At 62.3% G+C, this 18,381-nt stretch carries 12 protein-coding genes; 5 read left to right on the top strand and 7 right to left on the bottom strand.

Translation table 11 applies throughout. The annotated features are described in order from the left end of the window. Positions 1-21: 21 nt before the first annotated feature. Positions 22-249, top strand: coding sequence for a hypothetical protein (locus ACF8O8_RS21025; RefSeq protein ID WP_003250422.1), 228 nt, complete (start codon positions 22-24; stop codon positions 247-249). Positions 250-295: 46 nt separating this feature from the next. Here the strand turns inward: ACF8O8_RS21025 and ACF8O8_RS21020 are convergent, their stop codons facing one another. The 5 genes from ACF8O8_RS21020 to ACF8O8_RS21000 form a co-directional block, all read right to left on the bottom strand. Next, positions 296-778: a copper chaperone PCu(A)C gene (locus ACF8O8_RS21020; RefSeq protein ID WP_010953337.1), complete on the bottom strand. Its 483-nt coding sequence runs from the start codon at positions 776-778 to the stop codon at positions 296-298. Further along, positions 779-1,387 carry an SCO family protein gene (locus tag ACF8O8_RS21015; protein ID WP_003250418.1) on the bottom strand — a complete coding sequence of 203 codons (609 nt, stop codon included), beginning with the start codon at positions 1,385-1,387 and terminating at the stop codon, positions 779-781. A gap of 196 nt (positions 1,388-1,583) precedes the next feature. Beyond that, complete coding sequence (nfuA, locus tag ACF8O8_RS21010; RefSeq protein WP_003250416.1) at positions 1,584-2,168, bottom strand: Fe-S biogenesis protein NfuA; 585 nt, start codon at positions 2,166-2,168, stop codon at positions 1,584-1,586. A 58-nt stretch (positions 2,169-2,226) separates the two neighbouring features. Further along, on the bottom strand, positions 2,227-3,261 hold the full coding sequence (locus ACF8O8_RS21005; RefSeq protein ID WP_392510369.1) for an acyltransferase family protein: 1,035 nt from the start codon (positions 3,259-3,261) through the stop codon (positions 2,227-2,229). Between the two features lie 194 nt (positions 3,262-3,455). Next, positions 3,456-5,756, bottom strand: a complete 2,301-nt coding sequence (locus tag ACF8O8_RS21000) for a fatty acid cis/trans isomerase (RefSeq protein ID WP_010953334.1) — start codon at positions 5,754-5,756, stop codon at positions 3,456-3,458. A gap of 182 nt (positions 5,757-5,938) precedes the next feature. On the opposite strand from ACF8O8_RS21000, the gene metH reads away from it, so the two are divergent. After that, complete coding sequence (gene metH, locus ACF8O8_RS20995; RefSeq protein ID WP_392510368.1) at positions 5,939-9,646, top strand: methionine synthase; 3,708 nt, start codon at positions 5,939-5,941, stop codon at positions 9,644-9,646. Positions 9,647-9,815: 169 nt separating this feature from the next. Continuing rightward, on the top strand, positions 9,816-10,031 hold the full coding sequence (locus ACF8O8_RS20990; protein WP_004573790.1) for a DUF2970 domain-containing protein: 216 nt from the start codon (positions 9,816-9,818) through the stop codon (positions 10,029-10,031). A gap of 510 nt (positions 10,032-10,541) precedes the next feature. Here ACF8O8_RS20990 and ACF8O8_RS20985 read toward each other — a convergent pair. Continuing rightward, positions 10,542-11,618 (bottom strand): ABC transporter substrate-binding protein, encoded by a 1,077-nt coding sequence (locus tag ACF8O8_RS20985; protein WP_350297636.1) that lies wholly within the window; start codon positions 11,616-11,618, stop codon positions 10,542-10,544. A 213-nt stretch (positions 11,619-11,831) separates the two neighbouring features. Here ACF8O8_RS20985 and ACF8O8_RS20980 point away from each other — a divergent pair, with 213 nt between their 5' ends. Both ACF8O8_RS20980 and ACF8O8_RS20975 read left to right on the top strand, forming a co-directional pair. Beyond that, complete coding sequence (locus ACF8O8_RS20980; RefSeq protein WP_010953329.1) at positions 11,832-13,484, top strand: nitrite/sulfite reductase; 1,653 nt, start codon at positions 11,832-11,834, stop codon at positions 13,482-13,484. Then, complete coding sequence (locus tag ACF8O8_RS20975) at positions 13,468-13,962, top strand: DUF934 domain-containing protein (RefSeq protein WP_003250391.1); 495 nt, start codon at positions 13,468-13,470, stop codon at positions 13,960-13,962. The genes ACF8O8_RS20980 and ACF8O8_RS20975 overlap by 17 nt, the downstream gene beginning before the upstream one ends. 46 nt (positions 13,963-14,008) lie before the next feature. On the opposite strand, the gene ACF8O8_RS20970 is transcribed toward ACF8O8_RS20975, so the two are convergent. Continuing rightward, complete coding sequence (locus ACF8O8_RS20970; protein ID WP_392510367.1) at positions 14,009-18,196, bottom strand: NEL-type E3 ubiquitin ligase domain-containing protein; 4,188 nt, start codon at positions 18,194-18,196, stop codon at positions 14,009-14,011. Positions 18,197-18,381 lie beyond the last annotated feature (185 nt).

The raw sequence follows: 18,381 nt of genomic DNA, 5'->3' as shown, positions 1-18,381 counted from the left end.
GGCTGAATGGAGGATCCTGCCATGTCCGAAAGAGAGCTCACCACCCTTCTGTCGTTGATGAACCAGCGCCAGGCCTGTCTGAGCAGTGCCTGCAAGGAGATTGCCGACTGGATCGACCGGCAGGGCGATGTGCCCGCCGCCGGCAAGATCCGCGCTAGCCTGAAGGCACTGGAGGCCGACGAGGCCCAGGTTCGCAAGACCCTGACGTCGCTGACCCTCGACAGACCGCTGCCGCGCTTTCGTAGCTGAAAGGCGCAGTTGAAAAAAGGGCCGCTGAACGCGGCCCTTTGATCTGTCAGTGGTTCATGTGCATGTGATCATGCCCACCACCCGCGTCGGCGTTGAGCGCACGCACTTGTGCCTGAACTTCCAGGGTTTCCTTGGCGCCCTTGGCATCCTCGATGGTCAGGGTCAGAGGCACTTTGTCACCCTCCTTCACCTGATTGTGCAGGCCCATCAGCATGACATGCAGGCCATTCGGGTCCAGGGTCACTGCCTTGCCGGCTGGCAATTCGATAGCCTTGACCTCACGCATGCCCATCACGTCACCGTTCATGGTCATCTCGTGCACCTGCACGGTCTTGGCCACGGGCGAAGCCACGCCCACCAGCTTGCTGTCGCTGCTGGCAGTCAGGACCATGAAAGCACCGGTGGACTGCTGGTGCGGCACGCTGGCACGCACCCAGGCATCACTCACGGTGGTCTGGGCCAGGGCCGGCAGGGCCAGCCCCATCAGTACCAGGGCAGCCAGACCGCGTTTGATCGGTTGCATCGACATTCAGCAGATCTCCATCAGGGTGACCAGATCTTCGGCGCATTCCTTGGCGTTCAGGGAATGGCCCAGGCTCAGGCGCAGGGTGCCACGCGTATCGTAGACGTAGCTAGTGGACGAGTGAGAAATGGTGTAGGTGTCTCCGGCCGGAACCTTCTCGTAAAACACCTTGAATTCCTTGGCCACGGCGGCAATTTCCTCGGGGGTGCCGGTCAGCGCGGTGAACGTCGGGTCGAAGGCCTTGACGTAGGCATCGAGCACCTCGGGCGTGTCGCGCTCCGGGTCCAGGGTGATGAACACCACCTGGAACAGGTCGCGGTCGCGGCCCCTCAGCAGCTTGCGAATCTGCGCCGCCCGCGCCAGCGTGGTCGGGCAGACGGCCGGGCACTGGGTGAAGCCGAAGAAGACCATCGGCATGCTGCCGTAAAAGCTCGACAGGGTGCGCACGTTACCTTGCGGGTCTTTGAGGCTGAACTTGCGCCCGAGGATTTCGTTGCTCATGTTCTTGCCGTACTTGAACTCGAGCCCCCGGGCCGGGCTGCAGCCTGCCAGCAGGCCAAGCCCGAGAACGCCCATGCCGGCGACAACCGCACGCCGGGTCAAAAGATCATTCATGAAACCATCCTTTACAGGGAAGGTGCCGGCCCTCGGGACGGGCCGGTCGAAAAACCGGGGCATTCTGGCATGACACCCAGAGGGGTTCTACCCGACCATGGCGGGGATGGCCTGCAGCCCTTTGAATACGGGCTGCGGCCTGTTGTCGCAGGGGTTGAAACCGTAACACTTTGTTGCTAAGGGAGCCGCCTTCAACTCAGTAGTAGGCGTTTTCTTTCTGGCTGTGGTCAGTCACGTCGCGCACGCCCTTCAGCTCCGGAATACGCTCGAGCAGGGTGCGCTCGATGCCTTCCTTCAGGGTGACATCGGCCTGGCCGCAACCCTGGCAGCCACCACCGAACTGCAGTACGGCAATGCCGTCATCGACCACGTCCACCAGGCTCACCTGGCCGCCATGGCTGGCCAGGCCGGGGTTGATCTCGGTCTGTAGGTAGTAGTTGATACGTTCGTTGATCGGGCTGTCTTCGTTGACCATCGGCACCTTGGCGTTTGGCGCCTTGATGGTCAGCTGGCCACCCATGCGGTCGGTGGCGTAGTCGACCAGCGCGTCTTCCAGGAAGGGTACGCTGACGGCGTCAAGGTAAGCAGTGAAGCTTTTCAGACCCACGGCGGTGTCGTCAGGCTTCTCTTCGCCCGGCTTGCAGTAGGCGATGCACGTCTCGGCGTACTGGGTGCCCGGCTGGGTGATGAAAATGCGAATGCCGATGCCGGGCGTATTCTGCTTGGAGAGCAGATCGGCCAGGTAGTCATGGGCGGCGTCGGTAATGGTTATAGCGCTCATGTAGGTTCCTCACAGACTTGCGGCCAAGTGTACGCCAACCCAGCCTTCGAACAAAGTCCTAGCAATTGACTCGGGAAAGCGCATATTCAGGGGCCGGCCCCCGTTGCGCCGCCAGCCAGGCCTGCATTCGCCGGTACAGGCCGCGCTCCAGCCACTGGTAGCTGAACCACGACATTAGTCCAATGGACGGCACGCACAGGGCAAATGTCAGGAACGGGTTCAGATGCAGGCGCTGACTGGCGAACCAACCGGCATACAGCACCAGCACATGTATCAGGTACACCGAGTAGGAACAGTCGCCAAGGGCCTTGAGCAGCCGATTGCCCTGGAACAGCGGCTCCATGGCCACGAAGGCCAGGACGATCATCGCACTCGGTAACCCCCAGTGCAGCAAGCGCTGGGAAGCGTCCAGACAGTAGATCGCCATGCCCGCTACACCCAGCAACGCCAGCGGCAACCACCGGCCCTGGCGGATCAGCCCGCGGCGGTACAGTACACCGACACCAATGCCCAGCAGAAACTCGTAGATGATGTCGTTGTTGTAGAAGCGGCTGACCACGCCCATGCGCCCCAGTACCTCACTGACCAGCAACAGAGCGGCAGTCACAAGCAGCAGGTGATGCCGTTGGCGTACCAGGAAGGCCAGGCCGAACAGCAGGTAGAAGAACATCTCGAAGTTCAGCGTCCAGCCCACGTTCAGGGTCGGGTACAGGCCATAGCCACCTGGGTTTTCCGCCGGGATGAACAGCAGCGACAGGAACAGGTGCCGCCAGTCAAACGCCTGATGTGGCATCCATTGGCTGAATGCCAGTAGCAATATGGCCATCAGGGCTGTGTAGAACCAGTAGGCAGGGACGATGCGCAGCGCCCGATTGAGCAGGAACTGGCGCGGCTCGATGGTTTTGTCGCGGGTCGACAGGTAGATGACCAGCCCACTGATGACGAAGAAGATGTCGACGCCTACGGCGCCACGGTCGGTGAGCAGTTGGCCGATGGGGCCGGTGGCGTGGAAGTCGAAGAAGATCTGCATGAAATGGTGGCAGACCACCACCCAGGCGGCGAACGCCCGCAGTGCCTGAAGCGAATACAGCATGGAATACCCTGCGCTTGGCGGTGCATTGAGGCCCGTATCGAGTGCAGAGGCCAGCGCCAGCCTTGAGAGCAGCGCCGTACCTGTTGTAGGAGCGGGTTCACCCGCGAAGGGCTGCAAAGCAGCCCCCTTTGCAATCGATCAAGACCACCCACCCGTTCCGACCGCAAGGTACTCGGAAAGGTCAGCCAACCCGATCAGAGGTTCTCGTAGCGGTTCATGTCCAGCACGCCCGCCTCGACCGGTTCGGTCTCCTTGATATAGCTGTTCAGGTCATGGAAATAGCGCCAGAACGCCGGGTGACTCCGGCGCACACCCCAGCGCATGACAATGCGCTCGAACTTCGCCGCGTCATCTTTGGCGTACTCCATGTCCTCGACGAACTCCGGCACATCCTTGGTCGGGATGTTGAAGATGAAGTTCGGGTAGCTGGAGAGCACCCCCGGGTACAGGGTCAGGGTATCCAGCCCCGGCTGGTAGCGGTACGCCTCACCCAGCAGGAACGCCACGTTGCTGTGCGCGCGGTTGCGCAGCAGGCTGTACACCTGACGCTGGCCGTCCTGCCCTTCGATACGCAGCATGGTCGCCTCGGGCAACTGGTTGATCACCTTCAGCCCGGCCGCCGGGCGTGACACCAGTCGGCTGAGCGACTGCTCGGCATTGCGGAATTCTTCGCTCATCTGCGGCCGTGAGCAGAACGCGCCCTGGCAGCGGTTGATCGGGTCCGGTGCGGCATTCAGGCTGCCGGTGCGCTGCAGCAGCTTCAGTCCAAAGTCGCGTTTGGGGTTGCGCGGGTCGAGCTTGATGCCACTCGGGGTGTCGGTGTCGATGTCTTCATAATCCATCCACATCTTCACCTTGCCACTGTTCTGGTACCAGTCGCCAAGGATCGCCTTGCGCTGGTCGGCCGGCATCAGGCGCAGGAAGTTGACCTCGGCGCCGTTGCGGATCAGGTCGAAGTACAGGCGCGTCTGCAACTGGTGCGAAACGTTGCCATACACATCGAAGTTGACCGCCAGCTGGTAATACGTGCGCTCGAACAACGGGTAGTCGAACAGCCACACGGTCAGCGGCACATCCCCCACCAGGCCCTTGGTCACCGATGCGCTGTCGAAGTGACGGAAGATGCTCAGCAGCGCATTGTCGTTACCGGCCCACAGCGTCGACCATCTCGGTGCCGGCATTTCGGCATAGGCTTCACGGCGCAGTTTCTCGTAGTCGTTGCGCTTGTCACGATAGGCGTGCCACAGGCTCAGCACACTGCCCACGTCATCGATCTGACCAGGCATGGCCAGCAGCGGGGTAGCCTCGCCGCGGTACTTGGCATCGGTGATGTAGCGATCGAAGGCCGGCTCCTGGAACAGCGCCCAGAAGTTGTCGCGGATCACGTCGGTGGCAATCTGCCCGCGGCACACCGGGCCACGGATGAAGGTGCGCACGAAGTACTCGGCGTTATCCAGCATGAACTGGTAGCGCGCCACCGCCGGGATCGCCTCGAAGGTTTCAAACGGATTGGCCCGGTGGCGCGGGCCGTAGCCCGGAAGCGCGGCAGCATGCCAGTCACCGGCATAGAACAGCTGCTTCACGCGCTTGAGCTTCTGCGGCCCCATCGGGTAGGTGATGTGCGTCTTGTGCACGATCACGCCCTGCACCGGGATCAACCGGTAGTAGAAGTCCGTGCCCGGTGGGTCGTTGGGGCGGCGGGTGGCAATGATATCGACCGGCTTGCCACTTGGCGTGCGCGAGCGCACCCACTGGAAGAAGTGGCCCTGCTCGCCGCCAGCGAAATGGATGTGCGCCAAAAACAGGTGCTCGTACAGCCAGCGTCCCACCAGCGCCTCGGTGGAACCCGGGCGGTTGAGCAGTTCTTCCCACTCTGCGATCTGCCTGGCTTCGGCCGCGCTCGGCTGGATCGGCTGGTACTCCACCGGCGCACCAGCGGCCAGCCAGCGGCGCATGGTGTCATATTCCTTGTCGGTCAGCCCGGTCACCGCCAGCGGCATGCCCTCCTTGGGGTGTGCGCCGGCATAGGCGTCGAATTCATGGGGCAACGGGCACATGTTGTTGCGGCTCAGGCCCAGGACGATCTCTTCGGGCAGCTTGGCGTTGGGCGTAAGCGGGGTCTTGTGGCCCAACTCCAGCATGCGCGCCATCAACGCGGCCTGACCGCCCTGGTTGTCGAGCACCGAGTAGAAGCCCTTCTTGCGCCATTGCTCTTCGCTGTGTGCGTCGTAGAACAGCCGCGTGGTGGGGACTGCCTTGCTCCGCTCGCCCTGGTACACCGGGACCTTGCTGGCCCCGCGTACCGCGCCTTCAGGGCTTTCCAGCTTGAGCTGGCAGGCGGCGTCGTTGCAGGCGTGGCAGGCCACGCACTTCTCGGTGAAGATCGGTTGAATGTCCCGGGTGTAGGAAATAGCCGGGCTCGACTGGGGGGCCTGCCCGAATACCGCGCCGCTGATGAGCAGGGCGAAGGCGCCGGCAAGGATACGATGCACCATGTGCGGAAAGTCCTGGTTCTTGAAAGCCATCACGATTTGTTGCCTGGTCGTCCTGGGTGCTTCGCGCTGCCTCCACCCGCCCAACATGAGCAGTTTTCATGCAAATGGGCGACATGCCTAAAAACCGCGCAGCTTTGTTATGATTCGGCACCTTCTGATATTCGCCCGACCAGGTAGTTCCTATGTCCGACCGCAGCGCTCGTCTCCAAGCACTCCAGAACGCACTCAAAGAGCGCATCCTGATCCTCGACGGCGGCATGGGTACTATGATCCAAAGCTACCGCCTGGAGGAACACGACTATCGTGGCACGCGTTTTGCCGATTGGCCAAGCGATGTGAAGGGTAACAACGACCTTTTGCTGCTCAGCCGCCCGGACGTGATCGCCGCCATCGAGAAGGCCTACCTGGATGCCGGTGCCGATATTCTCGAAACCAACACCTTCAACGCCACGCAGATTTCCCAGGCCGACTACGGCATGGAGTCGCTGGTTTACGAGTTGAACGTCGAAGGCGCGCGCATCGCTCGCCAGGTTGCCGATGCCAAGACCCTGGAGACGCCGGACAAGCCGCGCTTCGTTGCCGGCGTGCTCGGCCCTACCAGCCGAACCTGCTCGATTTCCCCGGACGTCAACGACCCAGGGTTTCGCAACGTCACCTTCGACGAGTTGGTAGAAAACTACATCGAGGCCACCCGCGGCCTGATCGAAGGCGGCGCCGACCTGATCCTGATCGAAACCATCTTCGACACCCTCAACGCCAAGGCGGCGATCTTCGCCGTGCAGCAAGTGTTCGAGGACGACAACGTCGAACTGCCGATCATGATCTCCGGCACCATCACCGACGCCTCCGGTCGTACCCTGTCGGGCCAGACCACCGAAGCGTTCTGGAACTCGGTGCGTCACGCCAAGCCGATTTCCGTGGGCCTGAACTGCGCCCTCGGCGCCAAGGACCTGCGCCCGTATTTGGAAGAGCTGGCCACCAAGGCCGATACCCACGTGTCCGCCCACCCCAACGCCGGCCTGCCGAACGCCTTCGGTGAGTACGACGAAACCCCGGCCGAGATGGCCGCGGTGGTCGAAGAATTCGCGGCCAGCGGCTTCCTCAACATCATTGGCGGCTGCTGCGGCACCACGCCGGGGCACATCCAGGCCATTGCCGAAGCCGTGGCCAAGTACAAGCCGCGCGAGATCCCGGAAATCGCCAAGGCCTGCCGCCTGTCGGGCCTGGAGCCGTTCACCATCGACCGCCAGTCGCTGTTCGTCAACGTCGGTGAGCGCACCAACATCACCGGTTCCGCCAAGTTCGCCAGGCTGATCCGCGAAGAGAACTATACCGAAGCCCTGGAAGTCGCCCTGCAGCAAGTCGAGGCCGGCGCCCAGGTAATCGACATCAACATGGACGAAGGGATGCTCGACTCCCAGGCGGCCATGGTCCGGTTCCTTAACCTGATCGCGGGTGAGCCGGACATTTCGCGCGTACCGATCATGATCGACTCGTCCAAGTGGGAAGTGATCGAAGCCGGCCTCAAGTGCATCCAGGGCAAGGGCATCGTCAACTCCATTTCCATGAAGGAAGGCGTCGAGCAGTTCAAGCACCACGCCCGCCTGTGCAAGCGCTATGGCGCTGCCGTGGTGGTCATGGCCTTCGACGAAGTCGGCCAGGCCGACACAGCCGCGCGCAAGAAGGAAATCTGCCAGCGCAGCTATGACATCCTGGTCAACGAAGTGGGCTTCCCGCCAGAAGACATCATCTTCGACCCGAACATCTTTGCCGTCGCCACCGGTATCGAAGAGCACAACAACTACGCCGTCGACTTCATCGAGGCCTGTGCCTATATCCGCGACCACCTGCCCCACGCCCTGAGCTCAGGTGGCGTGTCCAACGTGTCGTTCTCGTTCCGTGGCAACAACCCGGTGCGTGAAGCGATCCACTCGGTGTTCCTGTACCACGCGATCCAGAACGGCCTGACCATGGGTATCGTCAACGCCGGCCAGCTGGAGATCTACGACGAGATCCCGGCCCAGCTGCGTGAAAAGGTCGAGGACGTGGTGCTCAACCGCACCCCGCATGGTACCGATGCACTGCTGGCCATCGCCGACGACTACAAGGGTGGCGGCGCAACCAAGGAAGTGGAAAACGAAGAGTGGCGCTCGCTGCCGGTGGAAAAACGCCTGGAGCACGCGCTGGTCAAGGGCATCACCGCGTTCATCGTCGAAGACACCGAAGCATGCCGCCAGCAGTGCGCGCGCCCCATCGAAGTGATCGAAGGCCCGCTGATGAACGGCATGAACGTGGTCGGCGACCTGTTCGGCGCGGGTAAAATGTTCCTGCCGCAGGTGGTCAAGTCGGCCCGCGTCATGAAACAGGCCGTTGCTCACCTGATCCCGTTCATCGAAGCCGAAAAAGGCGACAAGCCGGAAGCCAAGGGCAAGATCCTGATGGCCACGGTGAAAGGCGACGTGCACGACATCGGCAAGAACATTGTCGGCGTGGTGCTGGGCTGTAACGGATACGACATCGTCGACCTTGGCGTGATGGTACCGGCGGAGAAGATCCTGCAAACGGCCCGCGAGCAGAAGTGCGACATCATCGGCCTGTCCGGCCTGATTACCCCGTCGCTGGACGAAATGGTCCACGTTGCCCGCGAAATGCAGCGCCAGGGCTTCGAACTGCCGCTGATGATCGGTGGCGCCACCACCTCCAAGGCGCACACTGCAGTCAAGATCGAGCCCAAGTACAGCAACGACGCGGTCATCTACGTCACCGACGCTTCGCGCGCGGTCGGCGTGGCCACCCAGTTGCTGTCCAAAGAACTCAAGCCAGGCTTCGTCGAGAAGACCCGCCTGGAATACGTGGAGGTGCGTGAGCGTACCGCCAACCGCAGCGCCCGCACCGAACGCCTCAGCTACGCCCAGGCGATCGCCGCCAAGCCGCAGTACGACTGGGCCGGCTACCAGCCAACGGCGCCCTCCTTCACCGGCGTCAAGGTGCTGGAGGACATCGATTTGCGCACCCTGGCCGAGTACATCGACTGGACGCCGTTCTTCATCTCCTGGGACCTGGCCGGCAAGTTCCCGCGCATCCTCACCGACGAGGTGGTTGGCGAGGCCGCCACGGCGCTGTACAAGGATGCCCGCGAGATGCTCGACAAGCTGATCGATGAGAAGCTGATCAGCGCTCGCGCGGTATTCGGCTTCTGGCCGGCCAACCAGGTGGACGATGACGACATCGAAGTCTACGGCGAAGACGGCCAGGCACTGGCCACCCTGCATCACCTGCGCCAGCAGACCATCAAGCCGGACGGCAAGCCCAACTGGTCGCTGGCCGACTTCGTCGCACCGAAAGACAGTGGCGTTACCGACTACGTAGGTGGTTTCATCACCACCGCCGGCATCGGTGCCGAGGAAGTGGCCAAGGCTTACCAGGACAAGGGCGACGACTACAGCTCGATCATGGTCAAGGCACTGGCCGACCGCCTGGCCGAAGCCTGTGCCGAATGGCTGCACGAGCAGGTGCGTAAAGAGCACTGGGGCTATGCCCGCGACGAGCACCTGGACAACGAGGCGCTGATCAAGGAACAGTACAGCGGCATCCGCCCTGCGCCGGGTTATCCGGCCTGCCCCGACCACACTGAAAAGGAAACTCTGTTCCGCCTGCTCGATGGCACCGCCATCGGTGAAACCGGGCCGAGCGGGGTGTACCTCACCGAGCACTTCGCGATGTTCCCGGCGGCGGCGGTCAGCGGCTGGTACTTCGCCCACCCGCAGGCGAAGTATTTTGCCGTAGGCAAGGTCGACAAGGACCAGATCGAGCGTTACAGCGCACGCAAAGGCCAGGATATCAGCGTGAGCGAGCGCTGGCTGGCGCCTAACCTGGGGTATGACAGCTAAACGACTGCGCTGGCTTCTTCGCGGGCTTGCCCACACAGGTATGACACAGCCCTCAAGGGCAGTCATTTACCTGTTGGAACGGGTTTCCCCGCGAAGAGGCCGGTACGGGCAACCTCACAACCATTGCCTACACTGTCCCTGATTGCCTCTGATTTCCCCAGGAGCCACCATGGACGATTCCAGCCAGGGCAAACCCCCGACCTTCTGGCAGATGCTGCACAGCATCCTCGCTGCCGCCTTCGGCGTGCAAAGCGGCAAAAACCGCGCACGCGACTTCACCCACGGCAAGGCCAGCCACTTCATTGCGCTGGGGGCGCTGTTCACCCTGGTGTTCATTGCGGTATTGATCGGGCTGGTGCAGTTGGCCCTGCACCTGACCCGCTAACCTGTGCCGGCCTCTTCGCGGGTGAACCCGCGCCTACAGCGGCCTGTCCAACCCCCGACCTGTGTCCACCCTCGTTCAGGCGTAGGAGCGGGTTTACCCGCGAATACGGTAGCGGCGGCAACGGTGAACGGCAGGTGGAAATTGGCCAGCAGGCCCGGCCCTTTCGCGGGTAAACCTGCCCCTACGACGGTCCTGCGCCATTCTCAAGGGATATGTTTTCACCGCGAAGAAGCGGCCACAGGCAATAAGAAAGCGCCTGCGAGATTCCCTCCCGCAGACGCCCCTGCTACATCACGGTCTTGAGTTGCAAGTCACTGGTGGCTGACCCAATACACGGCAGTGACCACCACCAGAACGATCAGGCAGAGGATCGCCCAGGCATCGACACTGCTGTCAGCTTTGCGGACCTTGGTTGAGTTTCCCATTGCATTGCCTCTTGTAGTGGTTATGGGAATGCACTTCACCACCAGCAGTTAAGACGAGCAATGCCCTTCCCTCAAGCAGGGTCATTCAATATTCGACCGGTGACGCCAGAAACGGGTAACGGTACCCGGGCGGCCGCCCTTCGGCACTGTAACGCCGAAAATCGACGCCGTAGTCGTCCCTTTCCAACAGCTTCAGCCAACGCCTGGCCTTGGCCTGATCGATTTCCTGCAATACCGGAATACGGCGTTCGCGCACGCCGTCGCGGTTCAACGCCAGCCCGTGGGCATCATCGTGCAGCATCACCATGGCCCAACCGCCAAGGGTGAAATGCCCACCCATCAGTACGCTCAGGCGCCCATCGATACGCGCGCGCAAGGCTTCGGGCGAGCTGTTGACGGCAGCGAACAGCACGTCACGCCCCGGCGTGTGCCCGGCCTCCTCGAACGCCTGCATGGCACCAAAGGCCATCTGGTCATTAGCCGACCACACCAGCCGGGTGGCCGGGTAACGTTCCAGCAACTGCTTCGCTTGCTCATAGGCGCGCTGGCGGTTCCAGCCGCCGTATACCACTTGCCGCAAGCGCACCTGAGGGAAATCGGCCAGGGCGCGGCGCATGCCCTCAACGCGCAACTGCGAGGCCGGGGTGGTCTTGACCCCGGCAAAAGCCACCAGATCCACCGGCCCTGCGTCGCGAGGCAGCTGCGCGAGCATCAGGTGCAACATCTGGAAGCCTGCCTGCTCGTCGTTGCTCATCAAGGTACCCAGTGGCTCGGCATACTTGTCGGGCTGGCCCTCGATGCTGAGGCGCTGGCTGGCGGTCAGGCCATTGTTGACCAGCAGCAGCTTCACCCCGGTGCCACGCGACAGGCGCAGGATTTCCGGTGCCACGTACTGCTCGTTGACCAGCACCAGGTAATCCGGCCGCTGCGGCGCGCTCAGGATCGCCCGGGCCTGGGTCAGTGTCAGGTCGGCGCGGCGCTCGCTGTATTGCACCTGCAGGTTCATGCCCAGCTCGTCCGCGGCGGCCTGCATGAAGCGGGTATAGCTGGTCCAGAATGTCTCGGTGGACAGCCCCGGGTTGAGGAACACCACCGAAGCCGGTTGCGCATTTGCCACCAGTGGCAAGACAAGGCACAAGCTTTGGCACAGGGCCTTGAGCATGGGGTCACATCTCTGCGAAGCAAACACCGGATTATAAACGCCTGGCGATGCTCAGCGCACAAATGGCAGTCAATCTCACATAGTCCATTTGGTTCTTTTCATATGCAAAAACATCACTTTAGCGCATAACCGCAACCTGCTATCGTTCCCCGGCTCCGTACCGGAGTGCGCGGCCGTGCGCGCGAATAGCTGCATGCCTGAGACAGGACTTTTATGTACGTATACGACGAGTACGATCAGCGGATCATCGAGGACCGCGTCAAGCAGTTCCGTGATCAGACCCGCCGCTACCTGGCCGGTGAGCTGAGCGAAGAAGAATTCCGCCCTCTGCGCCTGCAGAACGGCCTATACATCCAACGTTTCGCGCCGATGCTGCGTGTCGCGGTGCCGTACGGCCAGCTGAACGCCAACCAGGTCCGCACCCTGGCCAAGATCGCTCGCGACTATGACAAGGGCTACGCCCACATTTCCACCCGCCAGAACGTGCAGTTCAACTGGCCGGCGCTGGAAGACATCCCCGACATCCTCGCCGAACTGGCCACCGTGCAGATGCACGCGATCCAGACCAGCGGCAACTGCCTGCGCAATACCACCACCGACCAGTTCGCCGGTGTGGCCGCAGACGAAATCGTCGACCCGCGCCCGTGGTGTGAAATCGTCCGTCAGTGGACCACCTTCCACCCGGAATTCGCCTACCTGCCACGCAAGTTCAAGATCGCCATCAACGGCTCGCAGGAAGACCGCGCCGCCATCGAAGTGCACGACATTGGCCTTGAGCCGGTGCGCAACGCTGCCGGCGAACTGGGCTTCCGTGTGCTGGTAGGTGGTGGCCTGGGCCGTACCCCGGTGGTGGGCTCGTTCATCAACGAGTTCCTGCCGTGGCAGGACCTGATCAGCTACCTCGACGCCATCCTGCGCGTGTACAACCGTTACGGTCGCCGTGACAACAAGTACAAGGCGCGGATCAAGATCCTGGTCAAGGCCCTTACCCCGGAAGTGTTCGCCGAAAAGGTCGAGGCCGAAATGGTCCACCTGCGTGGCGGCACCACCACCCTGACCGAAGCCGAAGTGCAGCGCGTATCGCGCCACTTCGTCGACCCCGAGTACCTCGCACTCGACAACGTCGACTACACCGCCCTGGATGCCGAGCACCCAGGGTTCGCCCGCTGGCGCTCGCGCAACACCCGCGCCCACAAGCGCCCGGGCTACGTGGCTGTGACCCTGTCACTCAAGCCTACCGGTGTTGCCCCGGGCGACGTGACCGACAAGCAGCTGGACGCCGTGGCCGACCTGGCCGAACGCTACAGCTTCGGCTTCCTGCGCACCTCGCACGAGCAGAACATCATCCTCGCCGACGTCGAGCAGCGCCAGTTGCACGCGCTGTGGCTTGAACTGCGCGAGAGCGGCTTCGCCACCCCGAACATCGGCCTGCTGACCGACATCATCTGCTGCCCGGGTGGCGACTACTGCTCGCTGGCCAACGCCAAGTCGATCCCGATTGCCGAGTCCATCCAGCGCCGCTTCGACGACCTGGACTACCTGTTCGACATCGGCGAAATCGACCTGAACATCTCCGGCTGCATGAACGCCTGCGGCCACCACCACGTGGGCCACATCGGCATCCTCGGCGTGGACAAGAAGGGTGAGGAGTTCTACCAGGTGTCGCTGGGCGGCAACGCCGCACGCGGCGCAAGCCTGGGCAAGATCCTTGGCCCGTCCTTCGCGCAGGATGACATGGCCGATGTGATCGAGAAGCTGATCGCCGTGTACGTCGAGCAACGTACCGAGGAAGAGCGTTTCATCGACACCTACCAGCGTATCGGCATCGACCCCTTCAAGGAACGCGTCTATGCAGCGAATCATTAAGAACAACCAGATCGTCGACGAAACCTGGCACCTGCTGCCCAAGGAAACCTCGTTCGACGAGCTGACCAACTGCGACGACTACATCGTGCCGCTGCAAATGTGGCGCGACCATGCCCACGTGCTCAAGGCCCGCGATGGCGGCCTGGGTGTATGGCTGGACAGCGACCAGGAAGCGGAGGAAATCGGTGAAGACGTGCACCACTTCCAGGTCATCGCCCTGAACTTCCCGGCATTCACCGACGGCCGCAGCTACTCCAATGCGCGTCTGCTGCGTGACCGCTACAAGTTCAAGGGCGAACTGCGCGCCATCGGCGATGTGCTGCGCGACCAGCTGTTCTTCATGGCCCGCTGCGGCTTCGACGCATTCGCCATCCGTGCCGACAAGGACCCGGAAGACGCGCTGCAAAGCCTGAAGGACTTCTCGGTGACCTACCAGGCCGCCACCGACGAACCGCTGCCGCTGTTCCGCCGCCGCTGATCGTCCCGCCCCAGCGAACAGCCCGCCTCTCGGCGGGCTGTTTCGTTCACAGGCCGTGGCGCTGGATTGCCTCACGGCTCAACTCAAGCAAAAGCTGCCGTTTCGCGACCTCACGCGCTGCGCAGATATGCTCGACCTGGGCAAAATAGTCGCCATCACTCAGCGTTTTCGATTGTTCGAGCAACGCATCCAGGCGCTGCTGAAAAGGCTCGTCCAGGCGGCTGAAGCGCGCCGCCTGCTGCTCCTGCAGGTAGTCCTGCCAGAAGGTTCGATCTGCCAGCGCCTGCGCCAAGGCTTGTGGCGTTTCCTGCCGCAGCACCTCGCTGCGCGCGGCGTCCAGGTCTTCACGGCCAACTCCACTGAAACTCTCGTACGAAAGATGGCTGGGCTGCACGGGAAGGTCGAGACTATCTGCCAGCCTGACGCGATAGGTCAGGTAAACCTCAACGGGATCGTTCGAGAAGTAATCCGCAATATGCCGCGCGGCAATTGCGTTGACTTTGTCCAGGCGGAACAACGAACGCCCCAGCCTGACCAGCGCCCGCTCCTTCTGTAACCCGGTACCGGCTGTACCGGCCTTGGCGACCAGCGCGCCAACCTCCAGCTCGCTGAGCGTCAGCAGCAACTCGTCACTGCAACTGCGCGGCCGGGCAACTTGCTCGAACAGGCTCGCGCGTACTTCAGCGTGCTGCTCGCAGGCCTCGAGGATATGCCACACCCGGGCCTGCAGGTCGCGCGGTTGTGCGTCGTATTCACGCAGGGCGCGTAAATCAGAGAAAAAGCGGAACAGATCCTGCGCCCCGGCTTCCTGGTTCAAGCGGTTCCAGCTCGCCAATCGCACCTCGCGCTGGGCCGGCGTGAATCCTGACAACCAAGGGGCTGCAGCATTCGGGATCGCAGTGGCATGGGCTACACGTCGCCGCTCAGCGGCCCCGGCCGACGCCCTGGCCAACTGCAAGCGCTGCAGGGTTTCGTCCGAGAGTGGATTGTCGTGCAGCTCCAGGCCCCGCCACAGGCGAAGCGGCACTAAAGACAACGCTTCAGGCAGCGTCTGGATCTGGTTGTCACGCATGTCCAGCAACTCCAGATTACCGTGCCTGGCCAGATCAGCGGGCAGTTCGCCCAGCCCGGTGTTGCGCAAGGACAGCCGGCGCAGCAGGGGGAAAGACGCCAAGGGTGGCAGCAAACCGACCGGGTTGCCGTTGAGCTCCAGGCGGCGCAGTTCCACAAGCTGGCTCAAACGCAGGTTATCCTCGCTGGAAAGCACGATCTGGTTGCCGCCAAGGCGCAGGGTCCTCAGTTCGGTCAGTTGCTCGATACCTGCGGGAAGGCGCGTCAGCTGGTTGTTCCGCAAGTCCAGGTTGCGTACCTTGCTGAAGCGACCAAGAAAGCCCGCATCAAGGCTCGTCACCTGCATATCGCGCAGGGTCAGGTGCGTGATGTGGTCGAAACTCACATTGTCAGGCAAGGTCGGCAACTCACCCACCCGCTCACCCACGAGGGTCAGGTGGTAGTCACCCGCCACCTCCCCTGGGGTAAAGCGCTGCCAGCTTGCCGTAATGCGCCTGGCAACCTTGAAACGACGCAGGCGGCGAACAATGTTCAGTCCTGCGTCATTTCGCCAGGCTTGCAATGCCTGCTTGAGGCTGACCTTGGCCTGTAGCAGTTGGCTCACATGGTTCCAGGGGTCCACTCCCCGCCAAGCCAGGTCTTGCAGATAGGCCTCCAGCTGCTCACTGCTCATCACCGGATACACGTGGTTCAACGTGCGCCGTAGTGCCTGGCGAGTCCCTGTCAGGTGGCCACTGAGCGGGTAGCCCATCCGCCCATCGAACAACCGTACAGGAGGGCGAATCCCCTGCCCCACACGGGCCAGCCCAATCATTCGGGCCGCCGCTTCACGGTCAGCGAGTGCCTCACGCCCAAGCCGCTCACCCAGTGCGTCATCCGTCATCTGGCTAATACCAAGCAACTGTCGCTGGCGGCTGTCCAGCTGCCGTCTCAACATCTGCAGCAACCCACCCCTGCCCGCGGCAGGCAGCTCAACGTTGACCCCAGCCGACCAAGGGGCGATTGCATCGATCAGGCCCAGCGCGAGCTTACCGGTATCGTCATTTTCTGCGGCGGCCTGGCGCAACCCTGCGCAGGCACGGTCTATCCGGCTGTCGCGTATTGCCCAGCGGGCACGCTCCGCCAAGGCCAGGGGTACCCGGCCTGCACCCGTCAGGCTCTCCATCTCGATGCTGCTGGCCCCCTCGACGATTTCCCGTGCGCAGCGGTGGGAAAGGCCTGGGAAGTCCCGCATCAATACGCGGTCCGCTGCTTGCGGGCTGATCTGTCGCTCGTTGAAGACCTCCTCGAAAGCGTCCCCCCGCAACATCGGGAAATCACGGTGCAATTGCTGGCGTTCGATGGCATCGAGCAAGCGTGCCGGCGCGGGCGCATTTTCCAACAGCAAACGGCGCAGGCAGTCAGCCTCGAAACCGGTGGTCTGCAGCGCTACAGATACCGCCTCATCGGGCACCTGCGCCGTGCGGCTGGCAAGGCGGCGCACCATGTAGGCGGGGTCATGCCAGCGCTGCGGTTGCTCGAACTCATGCACCCATCCCCCGGCACCATTGTGCTCAAGTGCTGGTGAATACGCCCCTGGCCTTGATGGGTGATGAATACGCCATGCGCCATCGTCCCCTTCGCTCACCTCATAGACAGCATCGTGCAGGCGCCTCAGCGAACGGCCAGTTTCATTCACGGCCTGGCCTACCATCAGATCGACGCCCTCACGCTGATAGCCCGACAAGGACGGATCACACAGCCGCAACTGGCCATCGCCCAGGCTTACTGGCACCATGGCATCCACCCGCGCCACTCGCTGTGCCAGCTTGCCAAGTGCCGTCGCTCCGGCCGCCGTCACCGCCGCCATCACGACCGTGTCGGCCACGTTGAACAAGTGGCCCAATGCGGCGTCGCGATCACCCAACTGCCAATCCTGGTAGCCTTCGTACACCTCACCCGCCAGTTGCACCACCGTAAGCCCCAGCAGGGCCTGCCCCAACACAGGCACAAACAGCGCTGCCAGGCCTGCCACGCTCAACCCCAAATCCAGATAGCCCTGCAAACGTGCGCGACGGTCGGCGACATCTTCATCCTCTGTCGAAACCGCCAATACCCGTGCGTCATCCAGCATTTTTTCGATCCGGGCTTGGCGCAGCGCGACGAACACGTCGCCCTCGATCGCAAAACAGCGGCCATCCAGCTCAAGCGGAAGAACAGTATTACCGTGGCTGAGCAGTGCGTTCAGGGCCGCGCAGAAGGCGATGCGATCACGCTCTGCGACGAAGCGCTGGAAGTAGCGCCGATAGGCCTCATTACGCAAGCGTATGCCAAGCGTCATGTACAGCAGCTCCCAGCTGGTGTGCCAACTCACCGGGGCATACGGGTCCTCAGGGAACCACGCGATAACACCAAGCAGGCGGGCGTTCTGACGCACTTCGATCACCAGTGCGCCAATGACCTCCTTCCCCAACAGCCGCAGGGTGTGACACTTCAATACGGTGTTGTCGGCTGGCAGGAAAGACCCTGTGCCCACCACCTGGTTGATCCACTGACAGGTCTGCTCATCGATTTCATCCTTGATCCTTGCGGCGATTGCAGCAAGCGCCAGGTTGGCCCTCAACGCCTCCTCCAGGGTGCTCTCGACGGCCACCCCCTCGCCTTCAAGCTTCGATTGCAAATGGCTTTGATAACGCCTGCCAATATCAATGTCTCTGCAAAGGCGGACAAAGGCTTGCGCACTTAGCGGCAGCAGGTGCCCGCTGGCAGTGACCAACTGCGACCCGGCCGCGAACCAGCCAGGCTGCATTTCCTTTTCGTGGAAGTTATGCAGTGCCGCCGAGAGAAGCGTCTGGGTGCTGACGATGCGTGTTGACGTGCTAGGTAAAGCAGGCGATATCGACGGTTTTGGCTGGAGGGTCACCAACCTGAGCTGAGCCTGGCGCAGGTCTACCTGCTTGATCGAACGGGCCTCGGGCGCACGTTTGAGCAACGACTCGGCGAACTCATCCAAGGGGGTTATGGCCCCTAACCAGGCGTCTACTTGGTCCTGCGCCCGCTGTTGGCGCAAAGCAGCGGCGCGCAGCTCTGTCAGCTCTTGGGCAGACGCGCGCTTGAGCCAGCCTGGCAACTGACGGGCAATCAGCGCATCGATGGAGTCGGCAGGTATTACGGAAGGGGTCATGGGCAGCCTCAACGCTTGATAAAAAAGCGCTAGCTGAACAAGGTTCCAATCCCCTCTGGCCCTATTTATGTAGTGAATGCACAACTTGAAAATGTATTTGTGCCTACAGGTCAAATGACTTTGGCGCCATAGCGGCTTATTCGCTGCCGTTCAAACCTGCACACTGGGCACCACATGATCCTCCC

The sequence above is a fragment of the Pseudomonas sp. TYF_14 genome, from assembly GCF_043105275.1.
GTDB classification, from domain to species: Bacteria; Pseudomonadota; Gammaproteobacteria; order Pseudomonadales; family Pseudomonadaceae; genus Aquipseudomonas; species Aquipseudomonas alloputida.
Note: the sequence above shows the minus strand (reverse complement) of the source record. Positions and strands in the feature narration are given on the sequence as shown.

What these genes read in the sequence shown, in the direction of transcription:
- ACF8O8_RS21025 (WP_003250422.1), top strand. Translation starts at nt 22, where the DNA reads ATGTCCGAAAGAGAGCTCACCACCCTTCTGTCGTTGATGAACCAGCGC.
- ACF8O8_RS21020 (WP_010953337.1), bottom strand. Translation starts at nt 778, where the DNA reads ATGTCGATGCAACCGATCAAACGCGGTCTGGCTGCCCTGGTACTGATG.
- ACF8O8_RS21015 (WP_003250418.1), bottom strand. Translation starts at nt 1,387, where the DNA reads ATGAATGATCTTTTGACCCGGCGTGCGGTTGTCGCCGGCATGGGCGTT.
- nfuA (WP_003250416.1), bottom strand. Translation starts at nt 2,168, where the DNA reads ATGAGCGCTATAACCATTACCGACGCCGCCCATGACTACCTGGCCGAT.
- ACF8O8_RS21005 (WP_392510369.1), bottom strand. Translation starts at nt 3,261, where the DNA reads ATGCTGTATTCGCTTCAGGCACTGCGGGCGTTCGCCGCCTGGGTGGTG.
- ACF8O8_RS21000 (WP_010953334.1), bottom strand. Translation starts at nt 5,756, where the DNA reads ATGGTGCATCGTATCCTTGCCGGCGCCTTCGCCCTGCTCATCAGCGGC.
- metH (WP_392510368.1), top strand. Translation starts at nt 5,939, where the DNA reads ATGTCCGACCGCAGCGCTCGTCTCCAAGCACTCCAGAACGCACTCAAA.
- ACF8O8_RS20990 (WP_004573790.1), top strand. Translation starts at nt 9,816, where the DNA reads ATGGACGATTCCAGCCAGGGCAAACCCCCGACCTTCTGGCAGATGCTG.
- ACF8O8_RS20985 (WP_350297636.1), bottom strand. Translation starts at nt 11,618, where the DNA reads ATGCTCAAGGCCCTGTGCCAAAGCTTGTGCCTTGTCTTGCCACTGGTG.
- ACF8O8_RS20980 (WP_010953329.1), top strand. Translation starts at nt 11,832, where the DNA reads ATGTACGTATACGACGAGTACGATCAGCGGATCATCGAGGACCGCGTC.
- ACF8O8_RS20975 (WP_003250391.1), top strand. Translation starts at nt 13,468, where the DNA reads ATGCAGCGAATCATTAAGAACAACCAGATCGTCGACGAAACCTGGCAC.
- ACF8O8_RS20970 (WP_392510367.1), bottom strand. Translation starts at nt 18,196, where the DNA reads ATGACCCCTTCCGTAATACCTGCCGACTCCATCGATGCGCTGATTGCC.